The following is a 21,578-nucleotide window of genomic DNA, read 5'->3' as shown; positions in this document are numbered from 1 at the left end:
GTGAAAATATGAAAATAAAAAACAAAATTTTATCGTTAATTCTTGTGTTAAGCATAATTTTTTCAAGCGTTCCCTGCTTTGTTTATGCCGAGGATTTGCAGACAAACGAGAGCGCACAGAGCGAAAACACGGGCGAAAACACCGACGGAAATACAGACGAAAACACTGCGGAGGATAAATCCGACGGCGAACTTAACCTTGACACCTTTGAAAACTCGCTTATCGACCGCACGCTTAAAATGCTTGAACAAACGTATAAATACGACGTTGAGGCAAAGGACGTTTACCGCAACGCACTGCGCGTTATTTTGGCAAAACACCCCGAATATCTCGACGACGCGCTTAAAGGAATTTTTTCAAATCTCGACCCCCACAGCGAGTATTACACCGCTGAAGAATACGACAAATTTATTGAGGGCATAAACAACGAATACTACGGTATCGGCGTTATCGTCACCGCTGTTGACGGCGGTTTGAAAGTTGTGCGCGTAATTAAAAATTCGCCTGCGTCGGGCGCCGGAATTAAAAAGGACGACCTTATCGTAAGCGTCGGCGGAGTAAATATCGTCGGAATGGGCATCAACGAGGCGAAAAGCCACATTATCGGCGAGCAAGGCAGTGAGGTTTCGGTCGATTTAATCCGCGACGGCGAAAATATGACGTTCAGTATGAAACGTGACCTTGTGAACGACGAATCGGGATTTTACGACGTTATCGACGGCAAAATCGGCTACATACTTTTGTATTCGTTCGAGGGACACAGCTCCGATTTTATATCCGAGGCGCTTTCCTATTTTGACACTCTCGGCATCACAAAGGTGATTTTCGATTTGCGCAGCAACCCCGGCGGTTCGCTTGCCGAGCTTGTGAAAATCGGCAATATGCTTTTCCCGAAAGGTCCGATTATTTCATTTGAATACAAAGACCCGAAAAAGAATTTTTCGTTTGACTCCGACCTTGAAAACCCGAAATACGACATCATCGCGCTGATAAACGGCAACAGTGCAAGCGCGTCGGAGGCTTTTGCCGGTGCGGTTCAGGATACAAACGTCGGCATTGCGATAGGCGAGCAGTCGTACGGCAAGGGCACAAAACAGCTTGTGAGCAGAATTGTTTCGGGCGGAGGCGTAAGGCTCACCGACTCGGAATATCTCACCGCGGGCGGACGTCACATAAACGGTGTGGGAATTACGCCCGACATTTACCTTAAAAACCGCGTTGTGAAGTATGACAGAAAATATTACGCGCCCCTTGTTCACGACAGAATTTTGTCGCAGGGCGACACGGGCGAGGACGTTTTGTGCTTTAAACAGCGTCTTGACGCGCTCGGATTTTTCGTTGAAATTCCCAACGATGAATTTGACGAAAATATGTATTACGCGGTTAAAGATTTTCAGCAGATGACGGGACTTTACCCCTACGGCGTGCTCGATTTCACCACCCAGCTTAAAATCGAGGAGGTTTTAAAGCAGTGCGAGGTTGAAATTGACGACCAACTTGCAAAGGCGGTTGAGGTGTTTAACTACGGCTCGACGGCTGAATATATGAAAAAATATAAGGAAGAAAATTAGTATGGAAAAACTTATCGACCTTCATACACATTCAAATAAATCGGACGGCTCGCTTTCGCCGTCCGAGCTTGTTATGTACGCAAAAAATCACGGACTTTCGGCAATCGCGCTCACCGACCACGACACGACGGACGGCGTGAAAGAGGCGGTTTTAACGGGAAAAAGAGAAAATATCGAGGTTGTAACGGGGATTGAACTTTCGGCGAAATCCAAAACCGAAACGCACATTTTGGGATATTTTATCGACGTTGACAACGAAAATCTGCAAAAAGAACTTGCCGACCTTAAAAGAGTGCGGTGCGAGCGCAACAGGGAAGTTGAACAAAATCTTATAAAAATGGGTTTTGACGTATCGCTTGCCGAGGCGGAAAAGCTGTCCGGGGGCGGTACGGTGGGACGTGCGCATTTTGCGCGCGTTATGATGAACAAAGGATACGTCAAAAGCGTGAAAGAAGCGTTTGACAAGTACCTTTCAAGCGGAAAGGGCGGTTATTCGTCCAATCAGAAAATCACTGCCGAGGAGGCGGTGAAAATTATAAAAAACGCCGGCGGTATGGCGTTTGCGGCGCATTTACACCTTATGAAACGCACCGATGATGACCTTTTTAAATTTATAAAGTCGCTCAAAAATGCAGGTCTTGACGGCATTGAGGGATTTTACACCGAATACACGCCCGAAATGCACAAAAAATATCTTGACCTTGCAAAACGGCTCGGTCTTAAGATTTCGGGCGGTACGGATTTTCACGGTGCAATGAAACCGCACATTGAGATAGGCACAGGTTTGGGAAATTTGAAAATCCCTTATAAAATTTTGGAGGATATGAGAAGATAACGGGACGATGTTAACGGGACGATGCGGGCATCGTCCCCTACATTTTTTCCAAAGTATACAAACTCCTTTTGGGAGCAATGCTCCGCCCTTGACCCTTATGACAATCATATCATATCAACAATAGGTCGTCGTTATTCTCTTGAATTAAATTCCTTCTTTTATCACTTGCCAAATATCCGCGCTTTCAAAGCCTCTGCGCCAAGACGCAACACCTGCAAGCGAATATTTTCCGACAAGCGAAATTTTATTTTTTATCGACGTTTCGTCCTCCATATAAATTTTATAGTCATATTCTCCGTCCGGCCAAGTGTAAATATTCTGCCCTATTTTCGCGTCATAGCGCACGTTTGCGCCGTTTTCCGACGCGGTTTTTTTCGCGTAATCCATCGACACGGCACTTGATTTCACAACCTTGCCGTTCTTTTCCTGCCAAATGCGGACATAAAACGGCACACCCAAAATCAGCTTATCCGCACCGACCTCATTAAGCGTGGTTTTCACGACATCTTCCGCCCAGTCAAGCCCTGCAACGGGTCCGCTCGTTTTGCTCCAGTTCCCGTTTTGGTCGTACGCCATAATTGCCGTGTAATCGGCATAAACACCGAGTTTATCGCGGTCGTAGCACAGCGACCAGTTTCCGCCCGTTTTGTCGTATTTGTTAATATCAACGCTCGTCACAAGTCCGAGTCTGCGCAGTGCAAGCGACACGGCGCGGACGTGGTTTGCAAACGCGTATTTGTCTCTCATATTTTCAAAATCAATGTTAATGCCGTCCGCCTTTGTTTCCGCAAGACCTTTAATCAAAAACCTAACCGCCGAATTTTTCGCGCTGCCGCTGTTTAGAAATTTTGCGGTGTCGGATGAATTAAAATTGTTTCGGTACGCAATCCACACGTCATAGCCGTTTTTCTGCGCATAATCAAGATACTGTGCGCTCGATTTGTCGGTGATTTTCAGCGTCGTTTGCTTATCCTGATAAACGGTTTCGGAATTTTTGTAACTGTTGTCCGAAATAATTTCGTACCACGTCGGCGACACGACGTTCACACCGTCGGGCGCATACGACGGAACACCGCCGAGCACCTCCCACGTAAGGTTGATTTTTTCCTTTAATTTCAAGCTTTCTTCGGTTTTATAAACCGTCCATTTACCGTTTTTTCTCATCATTTTCACGGTCGTTTCGCCCGTGTATACGCGCATTTTTCCGCTCCCGTCACTGTATTTTGCATCAAAACTTATATCATACGAAAACTTTGCGTATGCGGTGGAATTTTTCACTTCATAGTCAGAAATTTTAACATTTTCAACCGTTCTGTCCGCGGTAAAGCCGAGCGAGTACGCGTAGTCCGCAGCCTCATCTCTGTAAACATTTTCCGTGCTTTCCGCACCGCTTGTATCTATGCCGTTGCCCGTGACAACGTAGTTTTCCGCCGACTTTAAAACGCTCGTCACAGGGTCGGCTTTTCCGTGGTTTCCTTTTGTCAAATAAATCATTTTTGCACACTCCGAGCGCAAAGCAAAGCCCTGCGGATTGAAATTTTTGTTTTCGTCGCCCGAAATTATTCCGAGCCCGTACACCTTTTCAAGCTCGTCAAGATAGAGATATTTTGACGAAATATCCTTAAAATCCGTCTTTTTGTAAGCGTCCTTGTCGGCAAGCACACGCGCAGTTATTATGACGATTTCTTCGCGAGTGATATTTTTGTCACCGTTAAAATATCCCCGTTCGTCACCCTTTATAATGCCGTTTTGCACCGCAATTCCGATGTTTTTGTAAAAAATATCGTTCTTTTTAACGTCGGGAAAATCCACCGTACCGTCAAATAAATCAACGTCGTAAAGCGCACGGGTTATCAGCGCGCAAAATTCACCGCGCGTTATGTTTTCCTCGGCGCGCGAATTGCCGTTGTCACCTGCCATAATGCCCATATCAAACAGCTCGTCAATGTATTTTTCCGCCCAGTGACCGTCGGTGTCCGAAAGATAAGAAAGAGATGTAAACCCCTCCGCGCCCGCCGAAAATGCAGACATACAAAGTGCAAGCGCACAGATTAAAGCCAAGAATTTTTTCATATGTGAACCCCCGATATGTTTTTGTATATCTCAAATTATATCAGATTTTGCGCATATCGGGCAACGCACAATATTTTCCTATATCATTTTTGTAATCTCTTTTTTCAGCCGAACGATTATGCGTTTTTCAAGGCGCGAAATGTACGACTGCGAAATTCCGAGCATATTTGCAACCTCTTTCTGTGTCTTTGCCGCCGCACCGCGCACGCCGAAACGGAGTTCCATTATGCGTTTTTCGCGCGGTGAAAGCTTGTCGAGCGCAATGAGCAAAAGCTCTTTGTCCACCTCGTTTTCAATGTTCTGGCACACCACGTCTGCGTCGGTGCCGAGAATATCGGACAAAAGCAGTTCGTTGCCGTCCCAGTCAACGTTAAGCGGTTCGTCGATTGAAATTTCAACCTTGCGGTTGCTGTTTTTGCGCAGATACATCAGAATTTCGTTTTCAATACACCGCGACGCATAGGTTGCAAGCTTGATTTTTTTGTCGGGTTTAAACGTGTTTATCGCCTTGATAAGCCCGATTGTGCCGATTGAAATTAAGTCCTCCGCGCCGACGTTTGTGTTCTCGAATTTTTTTGCGATATACACAACAAGGCGCAGATTGTGCTCGATTAAAATATTTTTCACGTCCTTGTTGTTTTCGTCAAGACGTGCTATGTATTTTTCCTCCTCCTCTTTTGAAAGAGGCGGCGGCAAAGTGAGCGAACCGCCGATATAATGCACTTCTCCGCGTCTTAAAAGGCGCAGTATGTATGAAAAAATTTCTCTAATTTTCACCTAAAAATCCTCCGTTTCAAGTGTTTTAAAAATTAAAACTGTTTTGGTTTGCCGACGGAATATGCAAAGCTTCGGGGCTTATCAGCGCGTTGTACGAATGACCGTTTGAAAGCGGTCTTGCGCAAATTCCTATGCAGACGTTTGAAACAACGCTTTTTCCCACGGTGATACTGTCGGGCTTAAACCCCAGCATTATGCCGTTTTCTGCGCCGAGCGAGGTAAACGGTATCATCCGTATGCGCCTTTCAAAATCGGTGTTTTTAACCGCCTCCGACACCGTTTCAAGGTCGTTTTCCTTTTTTTCGCGGAAAACTTCGATAAGCGCGCCGGGCAAAAGTTTTTTTACGCTCTCAAGCTCGGCAACCACCACGGGAGAATTTGTTATCGGGTCGATAAGCAAATTTCCCGTGTCCACCAGCGCGTTCAGTTCCGCGCTGTTTCGGCAGATTTCCACCCTTATGCGCCGATACGACAGGTTTTTGTCGCGCTTGTATATCGCAAATCCCGTTTTCACCGCGATGTACGCAACAAGACAGGAGAAAAACAAAATTTTCCACGGCAGTTCAAAGTAAAAAATGCCGTTGTTAAGCGCTCCGCCGTACTTTAACCCTGCGTCGGTGAAATAGAAAAGCGCGAGCGTGACACCGCCGAACAGAAACGACGAAAGATAAAACACAAACGCGGTTTTCACTGTCAGCACCGCGTTTTTTGCGCCGTATGCAATGAGTATCAGCAAAAACGAGGCGATTATTTTAAACGCGCACCCGTACAAAAATTTTATCTGCGGAAAAAACATAAAACACGCGTAGAGCGCGCCGATAATTGCCGCCGAAACAAGCCGTATGTACGATTTTTCGCGCCGCATAATTTTGCCCGTTATAAGCAAAAGCACATAATTTACAACAAAATTTATCACAAACAAAACATCTATGTAAACTGTCATAAACCGCCCTCCCATACCGATATTTTATCACAGTGCAAACAATAAAAAGGTCGAAAAAACGCATATACAAAAATGTATTTTTATGCGCATAACATTGCATAAAAATACAAAATAACCATAAAAACAACTTTGACACACACCTATGTGTGCATATTGCATAAATAAGGCGCTGATGTGTTGATTTTTGCGGTAAGATGTGGGATAATAGACTAACAACAATGTATTAAAATGAAAATTATTTTCACATTTTTTAAAAAATATTAAAAAGAAGGCGAAAATTATGATAAGAGCAGGAGTTTTGGGCGCAACGGGTTATGCGGGAATTGAAACGGTGCGCATACTTTCAAACCACCCTACGGCGGAAATTACATTTGCGGCGTCAAAGACATATGCGGGCAAAAAAATTTCGGACGTTTACCCAAATTTAAAAGGCGTTTGCGATATTGTTTTGAGTGAAGTCGATATTGCGCAAATCAAGGAAAAATGCGACGTTGTTTTCACCGCGCTTCCGCACGGCGCGTCCAAAGAGGTTATCCCTTCGCTGTATGACGCCGGTGTGAAAATCATTGATTTGAGCGGAGATTTTCGCTATAACGACGAAAAAGTTTACGAAAAATGGTACGGCGCACCGCACGACTGTCCAAAGCTTTTGAAAAAATCGGTTTACGGACTGTGCGAACTGCACCGCTCGGAAATTAAAAATGCCGATATTATCGGCAATCCCGGCTGTTACACCACCTGCTCGATTATGGCGCTCGCACCGCTTTTAAACGCAAAAGCCGTTGACACGAAAAACATCATAATCGACGCAAAATCGGGTGTTACGGGCGCCGGCAGAACCACAAATCTTGACTACAGCTTTTGCGAATGTACCGAAAATATGCGCGCGTACAAAATTGCAACGCACCGCCACACGTCGGAAATCGAACAGGAACTTTCGCTCATTGCCGGCGAGGAGATTTTGGTGTCGTTCACCCCTCACCTTGTGCCGTTAAAACGCGGAATACTCGCCACAAGTTATGCAAATTTGAACGGCGATTATACCGATGACGACATATACAAAATTTTTGCCGACTTCTACAAGGGCGAATATTTTGTGCGCGTTTTAAAAGACGCTCTGCCCGAAACAAATCACGTTGCCGGAAGCAATTTTATCGACATCGGCTTTAAGGTTGACAAAAGGCTCAAAAGGGTTGTTGTGTCAAGTGCGATTGACAATCTTTTCAAGGGCGCGGCAGGTCAGGCGGTGCAGAATATGAACATTATGTTCGGTCTTGACGAAAAATGCGGTATTGCGAACGGAGGTTTTTATTTATGATGGATTCTTACACCGAAGGTCTTATAAAAAAAGCAGGCATACTGGTTGAGGCGCTTCCCTACATTCAAAAACTCTACAAAAAAACAATCGTTATAAAATACGGCGGAAACGCTATGATAAACGACGAGCTGAAAAAAAGCGTAATCGAGGACGTTGTGCTTTTGAAATTCGTCGGCTTAAACCCCGTGCTCGTTCACGGCGGCGGTCCCGACATTTCAAACGCGCTCAAAACGTATCACGTTGAGAGCAAATTTATAAACGGTCTGCGCGTGACCGACGAGGACACAATGCACATTGCGCAGATGGTGCTTGTGGGCAAAACCAACAAAGAAATTGTGTCGCTTTTGAACGCAAAAGGCGGTAAGGCGATAGGTCTTTGCGGTCTTGACGGAAAACTTATTGAGTGCAAAAAGCTCTACACCTATGTTGACGGTAAAAAAGAGGACATCGGCTTTGTGGGCGAGGTTGAAAAAATCAACACAAAGGTGATAAAACTTCTCACCGACGACGAATATATTCCCGTTATCGCGCCCGTCGGAGTTGACGGAAACGGTCAGAGCTACAACATCAACGCCGACACCGTTGCGGCGGAGGTTGCAAAGGCGCTTAAGGCGGAAAAGCTTATCTATCTCACCGACGTTGACGGTGTAAAAGACAAAGAGGGCGAGGTTATGCCCGTTATTCCTACCGACGAGGTGGACGGATATATTGAAAAAGGCGTAATTTCGGGCGGTATGATTCCCAAAATTTTAAGCTGTAAAGATGCCGTTTCGCACGGCGTTAAAAGGGTTCATATCATTGACGGACGTATTCTCCACTCAATTTTACTGGAAATATTTACAAAAAAAGGTATCGGAACAATGATTACCGCAGACGAATTTCACGACTGATTTTTGAAAGGGAAATATAATGGCGCAAACCTTCGGAATAACTCTAAATCAAGTTTTAATGATGTTTATATTCCTTTTAATCGGCTATTTTGCGAAAAAGGGAAAGCTTTTAAACGACAGTGCCGGCGGTGTGATTTCAAATCTTTTGGTTTGGGTTTTTCTGCCTGCAATGTGCTTTAACACGTTTGCAACACAGTTTAACATAACGTCGCTTTTTAAGAACATAAATTTTGTGATAATCGGCGCATTTGTGATGATATTTGAAATCGCGCTCGGCTTTTTGTGGGCAAAGCTTATGACAAAAGACAAATTCGAGCGCGGAGTATACGCATACACGGTGATGTTTCCGAATTATACATATTTCGGCTATCCGCTCATTTTGGCGCTTTACGGTGAGGAATGGCTCTACTATGCGATGATGTTTATGCTTGTCGGCAACATTGTGTGCTACGTTCTGGGATTTTACATTCTCGATCCGACAAAAACAAAGCTTTCGTTCAAATCACTTTTAAATCCGCCCATCGTTGCAACGGCGGTGGGAATTGTGTTCGGAATATTCGGCATAAAACTGCCCAAAGTTATGTCAACGGCGGTGCAGAACGCGCAAAACTGTATGGCGCCTATGTCTATGATTTTGGCAGGCTACGTTTTGTCGTCTCTTCCGCTCAAAAAAGCGTTCACAAACGTGAGAGTTTATCTCACTCTGTTTGTGAGAATGGTGTTTATACCTTTCTGCACGGCGCTCGCGCTTTATCTTTTGGGCTTTGACAAAACGGTGATTATAATATCGGCGGGAATGATGGCAATGCCGGCAGGATTGAACAGCATCGTTGTGCCTGCGTCGAAAGGGCTTAATTCCACCCTCGGCGCGTGCATTGCGCTTATATCAAACGTCGCCGCGCTGATAATTACGCCGGCTGCGTTTATGATTTTGGCTATGATATAACAAAAAAAATCAGGGAGAAATCCTCCCTGATTTTTTTATTTGTCAACCGTGTTTTTATACGGTGTTCCTATAAATCCGACCTGTTTGAAATCGGCATAATTGTGACGCACAATATAGTCGATATACGACGAAATCACCTTCGCGGTGAGAATATATCCCATCGGATTAAGATGTCCGCCGAGGTAAAATCTCTTTCTGTAATCGTCGTCCATAACGGGAAAATATTTTTCCAAATCTATAACATACGAATTGTCAAAAATTTTAGTAAATTCTCTTAAAATCTTGTTAAACTCGGTAAATCGCGCCCTTACTTTCACCGAATTTTCATCGGTTTTGTCGTTTCTCGGGAGCGTCACGAAAAAGAATTTCGCATCGGGCGAAATGATTTTGTAACGCTGAATAACCCTCGCATACCAGCCCGTGACGGTGTCGGCATTTTTGGTGTAGTCGTCAAGGCAAACATCGTCGGTTGTGCCGATTGTTTTGTTCGCCGTCAAATTCAAATCGTTAACGCCGAGCGCTATTATGTAAGCTTGACCTGCCTTGTTTTTGTCCCACAAGCCGTTTTCGTCCGCAAAGGTTTCACAATACCATTTAGCCGTCATACCGCCTCTTGAAAAATTATATACCTTGCACCCTGCCGCACGTGCTATAAACTGTCCCCAAGAATATTCGTAAAAATCGTGATAAGTTTTGTTTCCCTCGTCGTTTGTGCCCTCAAATTCTCCGCTCGAAAGCGAGTCGCCCACACAGCAGATTGTTCTGAAAATCGAGCAGAAACCGCCGTCGGTAACAAGATTATCGAGCGGTTTTTCATTTTCGCCGAGTGCTAAAATGTCATTTATATTCATATTTTCCTCCAAAATTCCGTTTTTTTCATCATACACCAAATTTTTATCACTGTCAACCATTAAAAATTGTGTTAAAATAAAAGTGTAAGTTTAAAAATTAAAGGAAGTGAAAATATGCAAATACCTGCATTACAAAAAATATGACAGATGCTTTCAAACACGCGCTGACAAATGCGGAAAAGAGGAGAATTAAAAGCGGTGTACTCTTTATTTCAAAAAACGGCAGTATTATTTGAAATTTTTGAAAATTCAAATTCAAATACCACTGCCGTATTTTTTATATTTTTATAAAGTTTAAAAGAAAATTGTTTTCATACAAAAATCCCATAATCTGTGAATTTGAAACCGCGCCCGCAATCGGTGCAACCGCATCGGCAAACGAAAATGCTGCAATCAGCGCAGTTAAAACGTACAGCCACAAAAATCCCATTGCCGCGCCGACAACCGCACCGCCGAGCTTGTTTGCCTGTTTTAATATCGGCAGCGACGTTACCGCCGAAAGCGGTGCGCGCACAAATTTTATAACAAGTTTTATCACAAAATAAAGCAAAACGAACGTAACCACCAAAAGCAGCGCGTTTGTCACGTTTTGCGCGATGATTTCCGCCGCACTGCTCTGCGCGATAACCTCGCCCTCGCGCGTTCCGCTTTTTAAAATCAACGGCAAAGGAAGGTTTAAAACACTCACTCCCGAAAAACGCTCCGCGATTTTTTCGCTCACCGTTTTAGCAACGCTTTTGCCGACCTCGCTTTCGCAAAGATATGTATGCACGGGTTTAAAAAATATAAACACCGCGAGCGACGAAACGAGATACGAGCACATATTAAGCAGTGTGATGACCAGTCCTTTTTTATAGCCAATCATCAGAAACACCGCGATAAAAACGATAATTACAATATCCGCCATAATCCGCCCTCCTGCCGGCTAATCAAAATATTCAAGCTGAACCAGCGCGCCCGAATGTACGAGCGCGGTTTTGTTGTTGCCGAAAAACTGTGCCGAAACAATGTCTTTTCCCGTTTTAATATACGATTTTTCCTTGTTGCCAGCGACGCGCATATACCTTTTGCCTGCAATGAGAACGTCGTTTCCCAAGATGTCGAGGCACACCGCCTCGCCCTTGTTTTTGAAATTTACAACCGCTTTTCCGCCGTCGTTGAACATCAAAACGTCCAGCGTTTCGGTGCCGAGGTTGCTGTCGCCTGCCGCCGCGGCAATTTTTCCGTCCTTGATTTTATATGCAAAAACCGTTTTGCTTCCGAAAGAATGTTGCCAAAGCCTGTTTCCGCCCGTCGAATAAACCGACACCGCGTTGTTCGAAACAACCGCGATTTTTGAACGTCCGATAAACTCAATCTGTGTGAAATTTTCGTTTGCGTCAGTGATTTTCGGTTCCTCTTGCGTCGTGTCAAAAATAAGAAGTTTGCTTTTTAACGCGCCGTCCGAATAGTCGAGCGCCGACGCCGCAAATGCTGTATTTGACGGCGAAAGTGTTATGTCGGTCACAAAATTCTCGGCGCTGTGCCACTTGTAAAACTCCTCGCCGTTTTTGTCGTACACAACAATTTCCGCCTTAAAGCCCTTTTCCTCGGTGAGAAGCGCAAAATATCCGTTTTCGTTCACCGCGCCCGTTAAAATATTTCCGCTTGCGGTTATGGGAATATTTTTTTTGCCGTTCATAAAAAACGCTTTTTCCGAGCCTTTGTGAAACACCAGAATTTTGTCGCCGTTGTGCTTAATAACGGGATTTTCGCCCGAAAAACCCGCGCTTTTTTCGCTTTTTAGCGAATGGGAATAAACGTTAATTCCCTCTTTTGTGCCGATAACCGCACGCGCGTCGGAAAGAGCCGTAACAAAGGTTCCCTCGGTGCTTCCAAGCTCCACGGTAGGGGTTTTGTATTCGTAATTTTTGTTGAAAAGCCTGATTGCCTTTGTGAAAAAAACGGGCGTTTGGTTTACGTAAACCAGCACAGATGCAAGAATGACAATCAAAATTACCATTAAAATTTTAATTCCGATTTTTCCCTTTTCGTTCATTTTAAAATCTCCGATACTTCGTATTTCACATCATAGAGGTAAAGTCCCTGCGGAGGGGCGGTTTCGCCCGCAAGACTTCTGTCGCGTGCAAGAATTATTTCGGGAATTTTTTCGCCGTCAAGCTTTCCCTCGCCTATTTTTTTGAGCGTGCCGACGATAATTCTTACCATATTATATAAAAATCCGTCCGCCGATATGAATATATTTATAAAATCGCCGTTTTCTGTTATGTCAAGCGAAAAAACGTTTCTCACAGTGACATCTTTTTCCCCCGTCATAAACGATTTGAAATCGTGTTTTCCCAAAAAATATTTCGCCGAACTGCGCATTTTTTCTATATCGAGCGCACTTTTGACCGTCCAGCAGTAATTGCGCATAAAAACATCGTATTTTCCGTTGTTAATGATATATTGATACGTTTTTGAAACGGTGTCAAACCGCGCGTGAAAGTTTTCGCCTACCTCGGTGCAGTACAGCGCGCGCACGTCATACGGAAGTGCAGTGTTAAGCGCAACCGCGACCCTTTCAGCCGGAATTTTGCACTCGGTGAAAAAGCTTAACGCGTATTTTTTCGCGTGAACGCCTGCGTCGGTTCGGCTGCAACCCGTGACGCTTATTTTTTCTTTAAAAATCTTAAATACCGCGTCCTCAACCGTTTTCTGCACGGTTATGTCCTCGGGCTGAATTTGCCAGCCGTGATAATTCGTGCCGTCGTATTCAAGATAAAGCAGTAAATTTCGCATAAATTACACCCTCACAAAAAGAGCAATCGTGCCTATTCCGACGATAAAAACAAGCATAAACGCGCACGCGATATAGTCAATCGGCGCGATTTTGAGCGTTTTAAGGCGCGTTCTGCCTTTTCCTCCGCGGTAACATCGGCACTCCATAGCCAGCGCCAGCTCGTCCGCACGGCGAAATGAGCTTATAAAAAGCGGCACCAAAATCGGCACAAGCGCTTTAATTCTCTTTATCACACTGCCGTTTTCAAAGTCCGCACCGCGCGACGCCTGCGCCTTCATAATTTTGTCGGTTTCCTCCAAAAGCGTGGGGATAAACCTTATCGCAATGGACATCATCATAGCAAGCTCGTGCGCCGGGACGCCGATTTTTTTGAACGGCGAAAGCAGGCTTTCGATACCGTCGGTAAGCACAATCGGCGAGGTGGTGAACGTCAAAACCGACGTGCCGGCAACCAAAAATATCAGGCGCAGTGTCATTTTCACCGCCGTGTCAATGCCCTCAACCGTGATTTTAAAAATCCCGAATTTAAGCGGAACCGAGCCTATCTGTGCGATTTTTCCGTCGGTCATAAAAAGGTTTATCGCCGACGTGAAAATTATTATGAATATAAGCGGTTTAAGCCCTTTTAAATAAAGCTTTAACGGCACTTTTGACATAAGAATTACGCTATAGGTGAACACCGCAACGAAAAGATAGCCGGTGAAGCCTTTTGCGAAAAACACCGCAATGATATACGCAAGCGACGACATAATTTTCACGCGCGGATCAAGCTTGTGAATGGGCGAATCTACGGGGAAAAATTGTCCGAGAGTTATATCGTTAAGCATTTCTTTCCCCCTTAATGTAATTTAAAACCGCATTTTTTGCCTTTTCAACGGTATAAATATTTTCGCCGAGGTCAATTCCTTTTTCTTTAAGTTTTCGCACAACCTTGTTAATCTGCGGAACGGAAAGACCGTTTTTCTCCAGCAATTCGGCGTTTTTAAACACATCGTCAACGCTCGCGTGCATAATAAGCTTGCCGTCCGCCATAACCATAACGTTTTTGGCGATTTTCGCAACGTCCTCCATACTGTGCGAAATCCACACGACGGTAATTCCCTTTTCGTCGTGAAGTCTTTTTATCTGACCCAAAATTTCATCTCTGCCTTTGGGGTCAAGACCTGCCGTCGGCTCGTCCAAAATGAGAATTTCGGGGTTCATTGCAATAACGCCTGCAAGCGCAACGCGCCTTTTCTGACCGCCCGAAAGCTCGAACGGCGACGAATTTAAGACGCTTTCTTTAAGTCCCACAAGCTTTATAACCTCGTGAATGATTTTGTCGGTTTCGTCCGCCGAAAAACCCAGGTTATTGGGTCCGAACGCAATATCTTTGTAAACCGTTTCTTCAAAAAGCTGATATTCGGGATACTGAAACACAATCCCCACTTTGCCGCGGATTTTCGTAAGATTTACACTCTTTTGCGTAATATCCTCGCCGTCTATGTAAATTTTACCGCTGTCCGCCTTGACAAGCCCGTTAAGATGCTGGATAAGCGTGGATTTTCCCGAACCCGTGTGCCCTATAATGCCCACAAAATCGCCGTCGGGTATTTCAAAACTGACGTTATCGAGCGCGGTCTTTTCAAACGGCGTGCCTTTTGAATATATGTGAACTAAATTTTCAACCCTTATTGACATAATTTTAAAATCTCCTCAACACACTCGTCAACCTCTAAAATGTCGCTTTTTATATCAATGCCCTCTTTGCGCAGAAGATACACAAGACTCGTCACCTGCGGAGTGTCCAGCCCGAGCGACTTCATTTTTTCCACGTCCGCAAAAACGGCGCGCGGTTTTCCGCTGTGCACAATTTTTCCGTCATCGATAACCACAATTCTGTCCGCCATAGCCGCCTCGTCCATATTGTGCGTAATCAGCACAATGGTCATACCGAACTCGGAATTTAAGCGTTTTATTGTTTTCATAACCTCGCGCCGTCCGATAGGGTCGAGCATCGCGGTCGGCTCGTCAAAAACTATCGTTTTCGGCTTCATTGCAATAACTCCGGCGATTGCAACTCTCTGTTTCTGACCGCCCGACAAAAGATGCGGTGCGTGTTTTTTAAACTTCGTCATTCCAACCGCCTCAAGCGCATAGTCCACCCTCTTACGGATTTCCTCGGGCGCGACGCCGAGATTTTCCGCGGCAAAAGCCACGTCTTCCTCAACGATTGTCGCAACAATCTGATTGTCGGGATTTTGGAACACCATAGCGGTGTTTTGGCGTATATCCCAAATTTTTTCTTCGCATTTTGTGTCTGTTCCGTCCACCAAAACACGTCCTCCGCGCGGAAGATAAATCGCGTTGAAATGCTTTGCCAGCGTGGATTTTCCCGAACCGTTGTGACCCAAAATGCACAAAAATTCGCCGTCTTTTATTTCAAGGTCAATGCCCTTTAATATTAAGTTTTCCTCGTTTTGCTCCTCCTCAAACCAAAAGGTGAGGTTTTCGGTTTTAATCAATTTATGCACAACCTTTAAAATGTAAAATTATTTTGAAATCCATCTCGTTGCCGCTCCGCACGGCAGGCAAATTCCCGAATTTTTCACGGGAATTGCAATTTCGTCGTTGGTGACATATCCGCCGAATTTTGCCTTTGCCGAAAGCTCCAGAACGTTTTTAACCACCGTTGACGACACGTTTGACGTGTAGGAATTTACAATCATAAAAAGCGGATTGTCCGACAAAAGGCTCATACACTTTTCAATGAGCGGATAGAGCTCGTCCTCAAACTTCCAAACCTCGCCGTTCGGACCTCTGCCGTAGGTCGGAGGGTCCATAATTATCGCGTCATATTTGTTTCCGCGCCTTATTTCACGGCACACAAATTTTATAACATCGTCGACAATATAGCGTATCGGCGCATCTGCAAGCCCCGACGATACCGCGTTTTCCTTTGCCCACAAAACCATACCTTTCGCCGCGTCAACGTGCACCACCGACGCGCCCGCCTTCGCCGCCGCAACTGTTGCACCGCCCGTATAAGCGAAAAGATTCAACACCTTTATGTCACGGTTTGCGTTTTTGATTTTTTCGTCTATAAAGTCCCAGTTAACCGCCTGTTCGGGGAAAATTCCCGTGTGCTTAAAGCCCATAGGCTTAACGTTGAAGGTTAAATTTTTATATTTAATCTGCCACGCGCCGGGAAGTTTTTTGTTGTATTCCCAGCTTCCTCCGCCCGATTTACTGCGGTGATAGTGCGCGTCGCACTTTTCCCACTCCGCTTTGTGCTGTTTTTGAGGCCAGATGATTTGAGGGTCGGGGCGCACCAGGGTGAAACTGCCCCATTTTTCAAGTTTTTCTCCGTTTGCACAGTCTATTAACGCGTAGTCCGACCATTCGTTTGCCAGTAGCATATAAATTCTCTCCAAAAAATTATATTTAATTATTTATTATACCATTTTATCCCCGTGCCGTCAATCTTTTGCGCACAAAAAACAGACGAAGAGCCACTCCTCGATAAGACAACATTGCCTTAAAGACATATTTTTCGCGCCTTTCTGCGTTAAAAAAGCTCGCAATCCGTCAGGATTACTCGCTTTTTTGCCTTGAAATTCATCAAAAAATATTGTTTTTAAGGTGCAGGCAGTTTTGAATATCGGATTTTACAATTCAGACAAGAAATAAAACCTGTCATTATGCTGACGCATATGGCAGGTTTTTGACGCAGTATGAATTTAAAAGACGGCTTCAAAACCAATGCTTTCTTATTGAGGAGCGGCTAAACCGTCTGTTTTTAACAGATTATTTGTATTCCTTGCACATCTGCGCCCTTATGTATCCGCGGTCGGTGCTTGTGGACTCCACATAAAAGCCTCTGCCGTAGTAGAAAGTCACCAGTGACGAAATTTTTGAGCCGGTGTGAAGATAAAGTTTTTTTACGCCGAGAACGCGCATATTGATGTCCACCAAATTCATAAGAGCCTTGCCTATGCCGAGGTTTTGGAATTTCGGACTCACTCCGAAACGGCTTAAATATGCGGTGTCGTCACCGGTTTTGGCAACGCGGACGCTTCCCACAACCTCGCCGTTGATGTATGCGACAAGCACGATTTTTTCGCCTATATCCTTTTTAATGTCGTCAAGCGACTCGTCCAGCGCGGCAATCGAACCGTCGATATTTGCAAGTTTTACATATGACGAAAACGCCTCGTGCGTGATTTTTTGTATCATTTCCGCGTCGTCCGCGCTCGCGTTGCGGATTTCAAACCCTGCGTTTACCATTTTAATTTTCTCCTTATCTGTTTTTGTCCCGTCAAACTAACCGTTTATTTCAAATATTTCTCAACCGTTTTTTCTTTTCCCATAAGAAGCGCCATAACGGCTTTCTGCGCGTGCAGACGGTTTTCTGCCTCATCAAAAATAACCGAATTTTTGCCGTCGATAACGTCCTCGGTGACCTCATAACCTCTGTACGCCGGCAGACAATGGAGGAAAATTGCGTCGTCTTTTGCGAGCGAGAACAATTCCTTGTTAACCTGATAACCGCCGAACAACTTGATTTTTTCGGCTTTCTGGTCCTCCTGACCCATACTTATCCACGTGTCGGTATACACAACGTCCGCGTCTTTTATTGCCGATTTCGCGTCGGTCGTGATTTCAACCGTCACGCCCGTTTCTTTCGCGGTGTTTTTCGCGTTTTCTATAACCTCGCTCGGGCAGGTGTATTTTTCGGGTGACGCAACCGAGATGTTCATACCAACCTTTGTGCAGCCGTACAAAAGCGAATTTGCCATATTGTTGCCGTCGCCGAGATACGCAAGCTTAAGACCTTTAAGCGTGCCTTTATGCTCCTTGATTGTGAGCAAATCGGCAAGCACCTGACACGGGTGGAGATAGTCTGTGAGCGCGTTGATTACGGGAATTTGACCGTATTTTGCAAGCTCGATAACGTCGCTGTGCGCAAACGTTCTTATCATAATTCCGTCAAGATAGCGCGAAAGCACGTTTGCGGTGTCGTAAATGCACTCACCGCGTCCAAGCTGAATGTCATTCGAGCTTAAAAACAGCGCGTGACCGCCGAGCTGATACATACCGACCTCGAACGACACCCTTGTGCGCGTGGACGATTTCGAGAAAATCATACCCAGCGTTTTGCCATCGAGAATGTGATGCGTTATGCCCTTTTTATTTTCGTCCTTAAGCTTTTCCGCAACCGTTAAAATATCAAAAATTTCCTTTTGTGTAAGATCGTTTAAGCTGATTAAATGTTCCATTTTAAAATTCCTCCGTTAAAATTTTTTCAAGCGTATTCACAAACAAATCTATTTCGTCTTTCGTGATGATAAGAGGCGGTAAAATACGCAGAATATCGCCCCCCACCGCGCCGACAAGAATATGGTTTTCAAAAAGTTTCGCTTTAATTTCTCCTGCAATCGGCGAGCTGAACTGAACGCCTATCATAAGCCCTTTTCCTCTTATTTCGCTTATGAATTTTTGCGGAAGATTTTTGAGTTTTTCCATAAAATATTTGCCGTTTTCCGCGCTGTTTTCAACGATTTTTTCATCTTTAAAAATATTCATAACCGCAATCGCCGCGCCCGTGCATAAAGGGTTTCCGCCGAACGTTGTGCCGTGGTCGCCCGGCGTGAACGCTGACGCGATTTCGTCTTTTGCAAGCAGTGCGCCTATCGGAACGCCTCCGCCCAGCGCTTTTGCAAGCGTCATAATATCAGGCTCGATATTGTAATGCTCATACGCAAACATTTTGCCCGTTCTGCCCATTCCCGTCTGAACCTCATCGGCAATAAGCAAAATATTGTTTTCGGCGCAAAGCTTTTTAATTCCCTCGATAAATTCCGCCGTGCAGACGTTAACTCCGCTTTCGCCCTGAATAAATTCAAGCATAACCGCCGCGGTGTGCGGTGTAATTTTCTCTTTCACACTGCCGATATTGTTGATTTCGGCATATTCAAACCCCGGCGTGAGCGGTGAATACGGTTTTCTGTATTTTTCCTGTCCCGTCGCGGTCGCGGTGGTCACCGTACGTCCGTGAAACGAATTTTTAAGCGAAATAATTTCGTATTTGTCAATGCCTTTATTATAGAAATATTTTCTCGCAAGCTTTATCGCGCCTTCGTTCGCCTCGGCACCGCTGTTTGCGAAAAAGCACTTGTCAAATACCGACATTTCAACGAGCATTTTTGCCGCGGCCGCCTGATTTTCAATGTAATAAAGCGACGACGTGTGAATGAGCTTGTCAATTTGATTTTTCAGCGCATCGGTGTATTTTTTATGACCGTATCCCAGCGCGTTAACCGCGATACCTGCCATAAAATCATAAAAAACTTCGCCGTTTTTTGAAAAAAGCTTAATTCCCTCGCCGTTTTCAAAGGCAACTTTCGTTCTGCCGCCGAACGTGTTCATATAGTATTTTTTATCAATATCAATAATTTCATCTAAAGTATAATTCATATATCCCACCTCTTTATGTGAATAATTATACAACATATCACTAACAAAATCAATAGGTAATTTTGTATTAAAGTTAAAAACATATACAAAGATTTTTTGCATATTTATTATAAATTTTGCATAAAAATACATTTTTCATTTTTTTGTATAAATTTCTGTTTTGCCGTCCACAATATATTTAGAAACCAGGGAGGTGATTTTAATGTCGAACCAGAATAATAATCAGAACAACAATCAAAACAAAAACAACCAGAATAACAACCAGAACAAAAACAATCAGAATAATCAGAACAACAGCCAGAATAACCAGAACAACAGATAAAATGCCGAAATTTTATACACAAATTTCAATTTAGGTATTGACAAATCAAACAAAAGTTGGTATAATGCAACAGTACACTGATTGACGGCTGTTACCGTCTTTAATGTACGGTTGCATTCGCGGGAGTGGCTCAGTGGTAGAGCGTCACCTTGCCAAGGTGAACGTCGCGAGTTCGAATCTCGTCTTCCGCTCCACAAATTCCTCACACAAAAGTGTGGGGAATTTTTAATATTCAAAAATTTTACATATTTTCGGGAGTTTTTGCAATGAAAAAAATTTTAAGCTGCGCAAGACGCGCCATTGAGGACTACAATATGATTTCAGACGGCGACAAAATCGCGGTCGGAGTGTCGGGCGGAAAAGATTCGCTTATTCTTTTGAATATGTTTTACCATCTTAAAATGTTTTATCCCAAAAAGTTCGATTTTATGGGAATAACGCTCGACTTGGGATACAGCGAAAGCGACTATTCGCCGGTTGCCGAAATGTGCGCACAAAAAGGCATTGAATACAAGGTTGTAAAAACAAATATCAAACAGGTGGTTTTTGACATTCGCAGCGAATCCAATCCCTGCTCGCTCTGCGCGCGCCTCCGAAGCGGTGCGATTAACAGCGCCGCAAAGGAAAACGGCTGTAACAAGGTTGCGCTCGGGCATCACAACGAGGACGTCATAGAAACTTTCTTTTTAAGCCTTTTTTACGAGGGCAGAATTAACTGTTTCTCGCCCGTTACCCACCTTGACAGAAAGGATATTTACCTTATCCGTCCGCTTATTTACACCCCCGAAAGCATAATCCGCGGTGCGGCAAAACGGCTTAATATGCCCGTTTGCAAAAATCCCTGCCCTGCCGACGGATACACAAAACGTCAGGAAATGAAAGAATTTGTCAACGAAAAAGACAGGCTCGACCACCATTTTAAAGACCGGATTTTCAACGCGATAAAAACTTCGGGTATGGAGGGCTGGATTTTGCCCGACAAAAAACAGAGGTAAAATATGGAAAATTCCAAAGTTATCGCCGAGGCAAAAAAGCTCGGTCTTGACAAGGTCGGCTTTTGCTCCGCAAAGGACTTTAATCAAAATTTCAAATCGGTCATTGCCGCCGTTTTTCCTTATTATACAGGAAAAATCGACGGTGCGAACATTTCAAAATACTGCTTTGGATTAGACTATCACAAGGTTGTTGCGCGAACTCTTTCCCGTCTTGCCGACGCACTCGGATTGAACGGTTTTGAAATTTTCTGCGACATCGGCAAAAACGACGACCGAAAAATTGCGCACCGTTGCGGTCTTGGGTTTTACGGCATAAATTCGCTGATTATAAACGAAGAATACGGCTCGTATTTTTTTATCGGCTATATTTTCTGCAACGAAGATTTTGAATATTCAGCGCCTGTAAACACCGTCTGCAAAAGGTGTATGGCGTGCAAAAACGCCTGTCCTGCGGGCGCGGTGAGAGGCGATTTTACCATTGACGCTGACAAATGCCTTTCAAATGTAACGCAGAAAAAAGGCGAACTGCAATGCAATGAGATTGCAATGATTAAAGAAAACAATTCCGTTTTCGGTTGCGATATTTGTCAGGACGTTTGCCCTCACAACAAAAATGCAAAAAAGTCACACTTTGACGCATTTACAAAAAATCTCATAACAAAACTTGAATATGAAGACTTGGCAAATCTTTCAAATAAAGAATTTTTAAAAAAATACGGTGAACGCGCGTTTGCGTGGCGCGGAAAGAAAGTTGTCGAGAGAAATTTGTCGTATATTAAGGACGGAAAAAGCGAAAAATAATACCGCAAAAATTTTTAT

Annotated in this window: 21 protein-coding genes and 1 tRNA gene; 8 read left to right on the top strand and 14 right to left on the bottom strand. The window is 44.3% G+C overall.

Annotated elements, in window-relative coordinates:
* Positions 1-8 precede the first annotated feature (8 nt).
* Both H8706_RS03765 and H8706_RS03760 read left to right on the top strand, forming a co-directional pair.
* Positions 9-1,571 carry a S41 family peptidase gene (locus H8706_RS03765; protein WP_262431555.1) on the top strand — a complete coding sequence of 521 codons (1,563 nt, stop codon included), beginning with the start codon at positions 9-11 and terminating at the stop codon, positions 1,569-1,571.
* A gap of 1 nt (position 1,572) precedes the next feature.
* The gene (locus tag H8706_RS03760) at positions 1,573-2,406 is read left to right on the top strand and encodes a PHP domain-containing protein (protein ID WP_262431554.1); all 834 of its coding nucleotides are present in this window, start codon (positions 1,573-1,575) and stop codon (positions 2,404-2,406) included.
* 144 nt (positions 2,407-2,550) lie between these two features.
* Here the strand turns inward: H8706_RS03760 and H8706_RS03755 are convergent, their stop codons facing one another.
* The 3 genes from H8706_RS03755 to spoIIGA form a co-directional block, all read right to left on the bottom strand.
* A complete protein-coding gene (locus H8706_RS03755; RefSeq protein ID WP_262431553.1) occupies positions 2,551-4,479 on the bottom strand; it encodes an S-layer homology domain-containing protein in 1,929 nt (642 codons plus the stop codon).
* Between the two features lie 78 nt (positions 4,480-4,557).
* Positions 4,558-5,256, bottom strand: coding sequence for an RNA polymerase sporulation sigma factor SigE (gene sigE, locus H8706_RS03750; protein ID WP_178347253.1), 699 nt, complete (start codon positions 5,254-5,256; stop codon positions 4,558-4,560).
* 25 nt (positions 5,257-5,281) lie between these two features.
* Complete coding sequence (gene spoIIGA / locus H8706_RS03745; RefSeq protein WP_262431552.1) at positions 5,282-6,199, bottom strand: sigma-E processing peptidase SpoIIGA; 918 nt, start codon at positions 6,197-6,199, stop codon at positions 5,282-5,284.
* 280 nt (positions 6,200-6,479) lie between these two features.
* Between spoIIGA and argC the strand changes: the two genes are divergently transcribed.
* From argC to H8706_RS03730, 3 genes are read left to right on the top strand one after another with little or no spacing between them, the layout of a single operon-like run.
* A complete protein-coding gene (gene argC / locus H8706_RS03740; RefSeq protein WP_262431551.1) occupies positions 6,480-7,517 on the top strand; it encodes an N-acetyl-gamma-glutamyl-phosphate reductase in 1,038 nt (345 codons plus the stop codon).
* Complete coding sequence (argB, locus tag H8706_RS03735) at positions 7,517-8,407, top strand: acetylglutamate kinase (RefSeq protein ID WP_178347281.1); 891 nt, start codon at positions 7,517-7,519, stop codon at positions 8,405-8,407. Before argC ends, argB begins: the two co-directional genes overlap by 1 nt.
* A 19-nt stretch (positions 8,408-8,426) precedes the next feature.
* Complete coding sequence (locus H8706_RS03730) at positions 8,427-9,353, top strand: AEC family transporter (protein WP_262431550.1); 927 nt, start codon at positions 8,427-8,429, stop codon at positions 9,351-9,353.
* Between the two features lie 35 nt (positions 9,354-9,388).
* On the opposite strand, the gene H8706_RS03725 is transcribed toward H8706_RS03730, so the two are convergent.
* The 11 genes from H8706_RS03725 to H8706_RS03675 all read right to left on the bottom strand — a co-directional run bounded on the left by H8706_RS03725 (position 9,389) and on the right by H8706_RS03675 (position 19,442).
* On the bottom strand, positions 9,389-10,204 hold the full coding sequence (locus H8706_RS03725) for an SGNH/GDSL hydrolase family protein (RefSeq protein ID WP_262431549.1): 816 nt from the start codon (positions 10,202-10,204) through the stop codon (positions 9,389-9,391).
* 277 nt (positions 10,205-10,481) lie between these two features.
* Complete coding sequence (locus H8706_RS03720) at positions 10,482-11,111, bottom strand: CvpA family protein (RefSeq protein WP_262431548.1); 630 nt, start codon at positions 11,109-11,111, stop codon at positions 10,482-10,484.
* A gap of 18 nt (positions 11,112-11,129) precedes the next feature.
* Positions 11,130-12,242, bottom strand: coding sequence for a DUF5711 family protein (locus H8706_RS03715; RefSeq protein ID WP_262431547.1), 1,113 nt, complete (start codon positions 12,240-12,242; stop codon positions 11,130-11,132).
* Positions 12,239-12,985: a tRNA pseudouridine(38-40) synthase TruA gene (gene truA / locus H8706_RS03710; RefSeq protein WP_262431546.1), complete on the bottom strand. Its 747-nt coding sequence runs from the start codon at positions 12,983-12,985 to the stop codon at positions 12,239-12,241. Before truA ends, H8706_RS03715 begins: the two co-directional genes overlap by 4 nt.
* Positions 12,986-12,988: 3 nt before the next feature.
* Entirely contained in the window at positions 12,989-13,813 is an 825-nt protein-coding gene (locus tag H8706_RS03705) for an energy-coupling factor transporter transmembrane component T family protein (RefSeq protein ID WP_262431545.1), read from the bottom strand.
* On the bottom strand, positions 13,806-14,666 hold the full coding sequence (locus H8706_RS03700) for an energy-coupling factor transporter ATPase (protein ID WP_262431544.1): 861 nt from the start codon (positions 14,664-14,666) through the stop codon (positions 13,806-13,808). The genes H8706_RS03705 and H8706_RS03700 overlap by 8 nt, the downstream gene beginning before the upstream one ends.
* Positions 14,657-15,499 carry an energy-coupling factor transporter ATPase gene (locus tag H8706_RS03695; protein WP_394354515.1) on the bottom strand — a complete coding sequence of 281 codons (843 nt, stop codon included), beginning with the start codon at positions 15,497-15,499 and terminating at the stop codon, positions 14,657-14,659. Before H8706_RS03695 ends, H8706_RS03700 begins: the two co-directional genes overlap by 10 nt.
* Before the next feature lie 18 nt (positions 15,500-15,517).
* Positions 15,518-16,384 carry a class I SAM-dependent methyltransferase gene (locus H8706_RS03690; RefSeq protein WP_178347264.1) on the bottom strand — a complete coding sequence of 289 codons (867 nt, stop codon included), beginning with the start codon at positions 16,382-16,384 and terminating at the stop codon, positions 15,518-15,520.
* Positions 16,385-16,772: 388 nt separating this feature from the next.
* Positions 16,773-17,252, bottom strand: coding sequence for a GNAT family N-acetyltransferase (locus tag H8706_RS03685; protein WP_262431543.1), 480 nt, complete (start codon positions 17,250-17,252; stop codon positions 16,773-16,775).
* Positions 17,253-17,296: 44 nt separating this feature from the next.
* Complete coding sequence (gene argF, locus H8706_RS03680; protein WP_262431542.1) at positions 17,297-18,244, bottom strand: ornithine carbamoyltransferase; 948 nt, start codon at positions 18,242-18,244, stop codon at positions 17,297-17,299.
* Between the two features lies 1 nt (position 18,245).
* The gene (locus tag H8706_RS03675) at positions 18,246-19,442 is read right to left on the bottom strand and encodes an aspartate aminotransferase family protein (protein WP_262431541.1); all 1,197 of its coding nucleotides are present in this window, start codon (positions 19,440-19,442) and stop codon (positions 18,246-18,248) included.
* A 441-nt stretch (positions 19,443-19,883) separates the two neighbouring features.
* On the opposite strand from H8706_RS03675, the gene H8706_RS03670 reads away from it, so the two are divergent.
* The 3 genes from H8706_RS03670 to H8706_RS03660 all read left to right on the top strand — a co-directional run bounded on the left by H8706_RS03670 (position 19,884) and on the right by H8706_RS03660 (position 21,560).
* Positions 19,884-19,958, top strand: a tRNA-Gly gene (locus H8706_RS03670).
* Between the two features lie 72 nt (positions 19,959-20,030).
* Positions 20,031-20,759, top strand: coding sequence for a tRNA 2-thiocytidine biosynthesis TtcA family protein (locus H8706_RS03665; RefSeq protein ID WP_262431540.1), 729 nt, complete (start codon positions 20,031-20,033; stop codon positions 20,757-20,759).
* A 3-nt stretch (positions 20,760-20,762) separates the two neighbouring features.
* A complete protein-coding gene (locus tag H8706_RS03660; RefSeq protein WP_262431539.1) occupies positions 20,763-21,560 on the top strand; it encodes an epoxyqueuosine reductase in 798 nt (265 codons plus the stop codon).
* The last annotated feature ends 18 nt before the right edge of the window (positions 21,561-21,578 follow it).

This window comes from Qingrenia yutianensis (assembly GCF_014385105.1).
Lineage (GTDB): Bacteria > Bacillota > Clostridia > UMGS1810 > UMGS1810 > Qingrenia > Qingrenia yutianensis.
The sequence above is the reverse complement of the archived record's forward strand: the minus strand, read 5'-3'. Positions and strand labels throughout refer to the sequence as shown.

Bases quoted from the DNA above. Each gene is read 5' to 3' on its own strand.
- H8706_RS03725 (WP_262431549.1), bottom strand. From the start codon at position 10,204: ATGAATATAAATGACATTTTAGCACTCGGCGAAAATGAAAAACCGCTC.
- H8706_RS03685 (WP_262431543.1), bottom strand. From the start codon at position 17,252: ATGGTAAACGCAGGGTTTGAAATCCGCAACGCGAGCGCGGACGACGCG.
- H8706_RS03675 (WP_262431541.1), bottom strand. From the start codon at position 19,442: ATGAATTATACTTTAGATGAAATTATTGATATTGATAAAAAATACTAT.
- H8706_RS03720 (WP_262431548.1), bottom strand. From the start codon at position 11,111: ATGGCGGATATTGTAATTATCGTTTTTATCGCGGTGTTTCTGATGATT.
- H8706_RS03760 (WP_262431554.1), top strand. From the start codon at position 1,573: ATGGAAAAACTTATCGACCTTCATACACATTCAAATAAATCGGACGGC.
- H8706_RS03660 (WP_262431539.1), top strand. From the start codon at position 20,763: ATGGAAAATTCCAAAGTTATCGCCGAGGCAAAAAAGCTCGGTCTTGAC.
- spoIIGA (WP_262431552.1), bottom strand. From the start codon at position 6,199: ATGACAGTTTACATAGATGTTTTGTTTGTGATAAATTTTGTTGTAAAT.
- H8706_RS03705 (WP_262431545.1), bottom strand. From the start codon at position 13,813: ATGCTTAACGATATAACTCTCGGACAATTTTTCCCCGTAGATTCGCCC.
- H8706_RS03690 (WP_178347264.1), bottom strand. From the start codon at position 16,384: ATGCTACTGGCAAACGAATGGTCGGACTACGCGTTAATAGACTGTGCA.
- argB (WP_178347281.1), top strand. From the start codon at position 7,517: ATGGATTCTTACACCGAAGGTCTTATAAAAAAAGCAGGCATACTGGTT.
- argC (WP_262431551.1), top strand. From the start codon at position 6,480: ATGATAAGAGCAGGAGTTTTGGGCGCAACGGGTTATGCGGGAATTGAA.
- argF (WP_262431542.1), bottom strand. From the start codon at position 18,244: ATGGAACATTTAATCAGCTTAAACGATCTTACACAAAAGGAAATTTTT.
- truA (WP_262431546.1), bottom strand. From the start codon at position 12,985: ATGCGAAATTTACTGCTTTATCTTGAATACGACGGCACGAATTATCAC.
- H8706_RS03665 (WP_262431540.1), top strand. From the start codon at position 20,031: ATGAAAAAAATTTTAAGCTGCGCAAGACGCGCCATTGAGGACTACAAT.
- H8706_RS03730 (WP_262431550.1), top strand. From the start codon at position 8,427: ATGGCGCAAACCTTCGGAATAACTCTAAATCAAGTTTTAATGATGTTT.
- H8706_RS03765 (WP_262431555.1), top strand. From the start codon at position 9: ATGAAAATAAAAAACAAAATTTTATCGTTAATTCTTGTGTTAAGCATA.
- H8706_RS03700 (WP_262431544.1), bottom strand. From the start codon at position 14,666: ATGTCAATAAGGGTTGAAAATTTAGTTCACATATATTCAAAAGGCACG.
- H8706_RS03715 (WP_262431547.1), bottom strand. From the start codon at position 12,242: ATGAACGAAAAGGGAAAAATCGGAATTAAAATTTTAATGGTAATTTTG.
- H8706_RS03755 (WP_262431553.1), bottom strand. From the start codon at position 4,479: ATGAAAAAATTCTTGGCTTTAATCTGTGCGCTTGCACTTTGTATGTCT.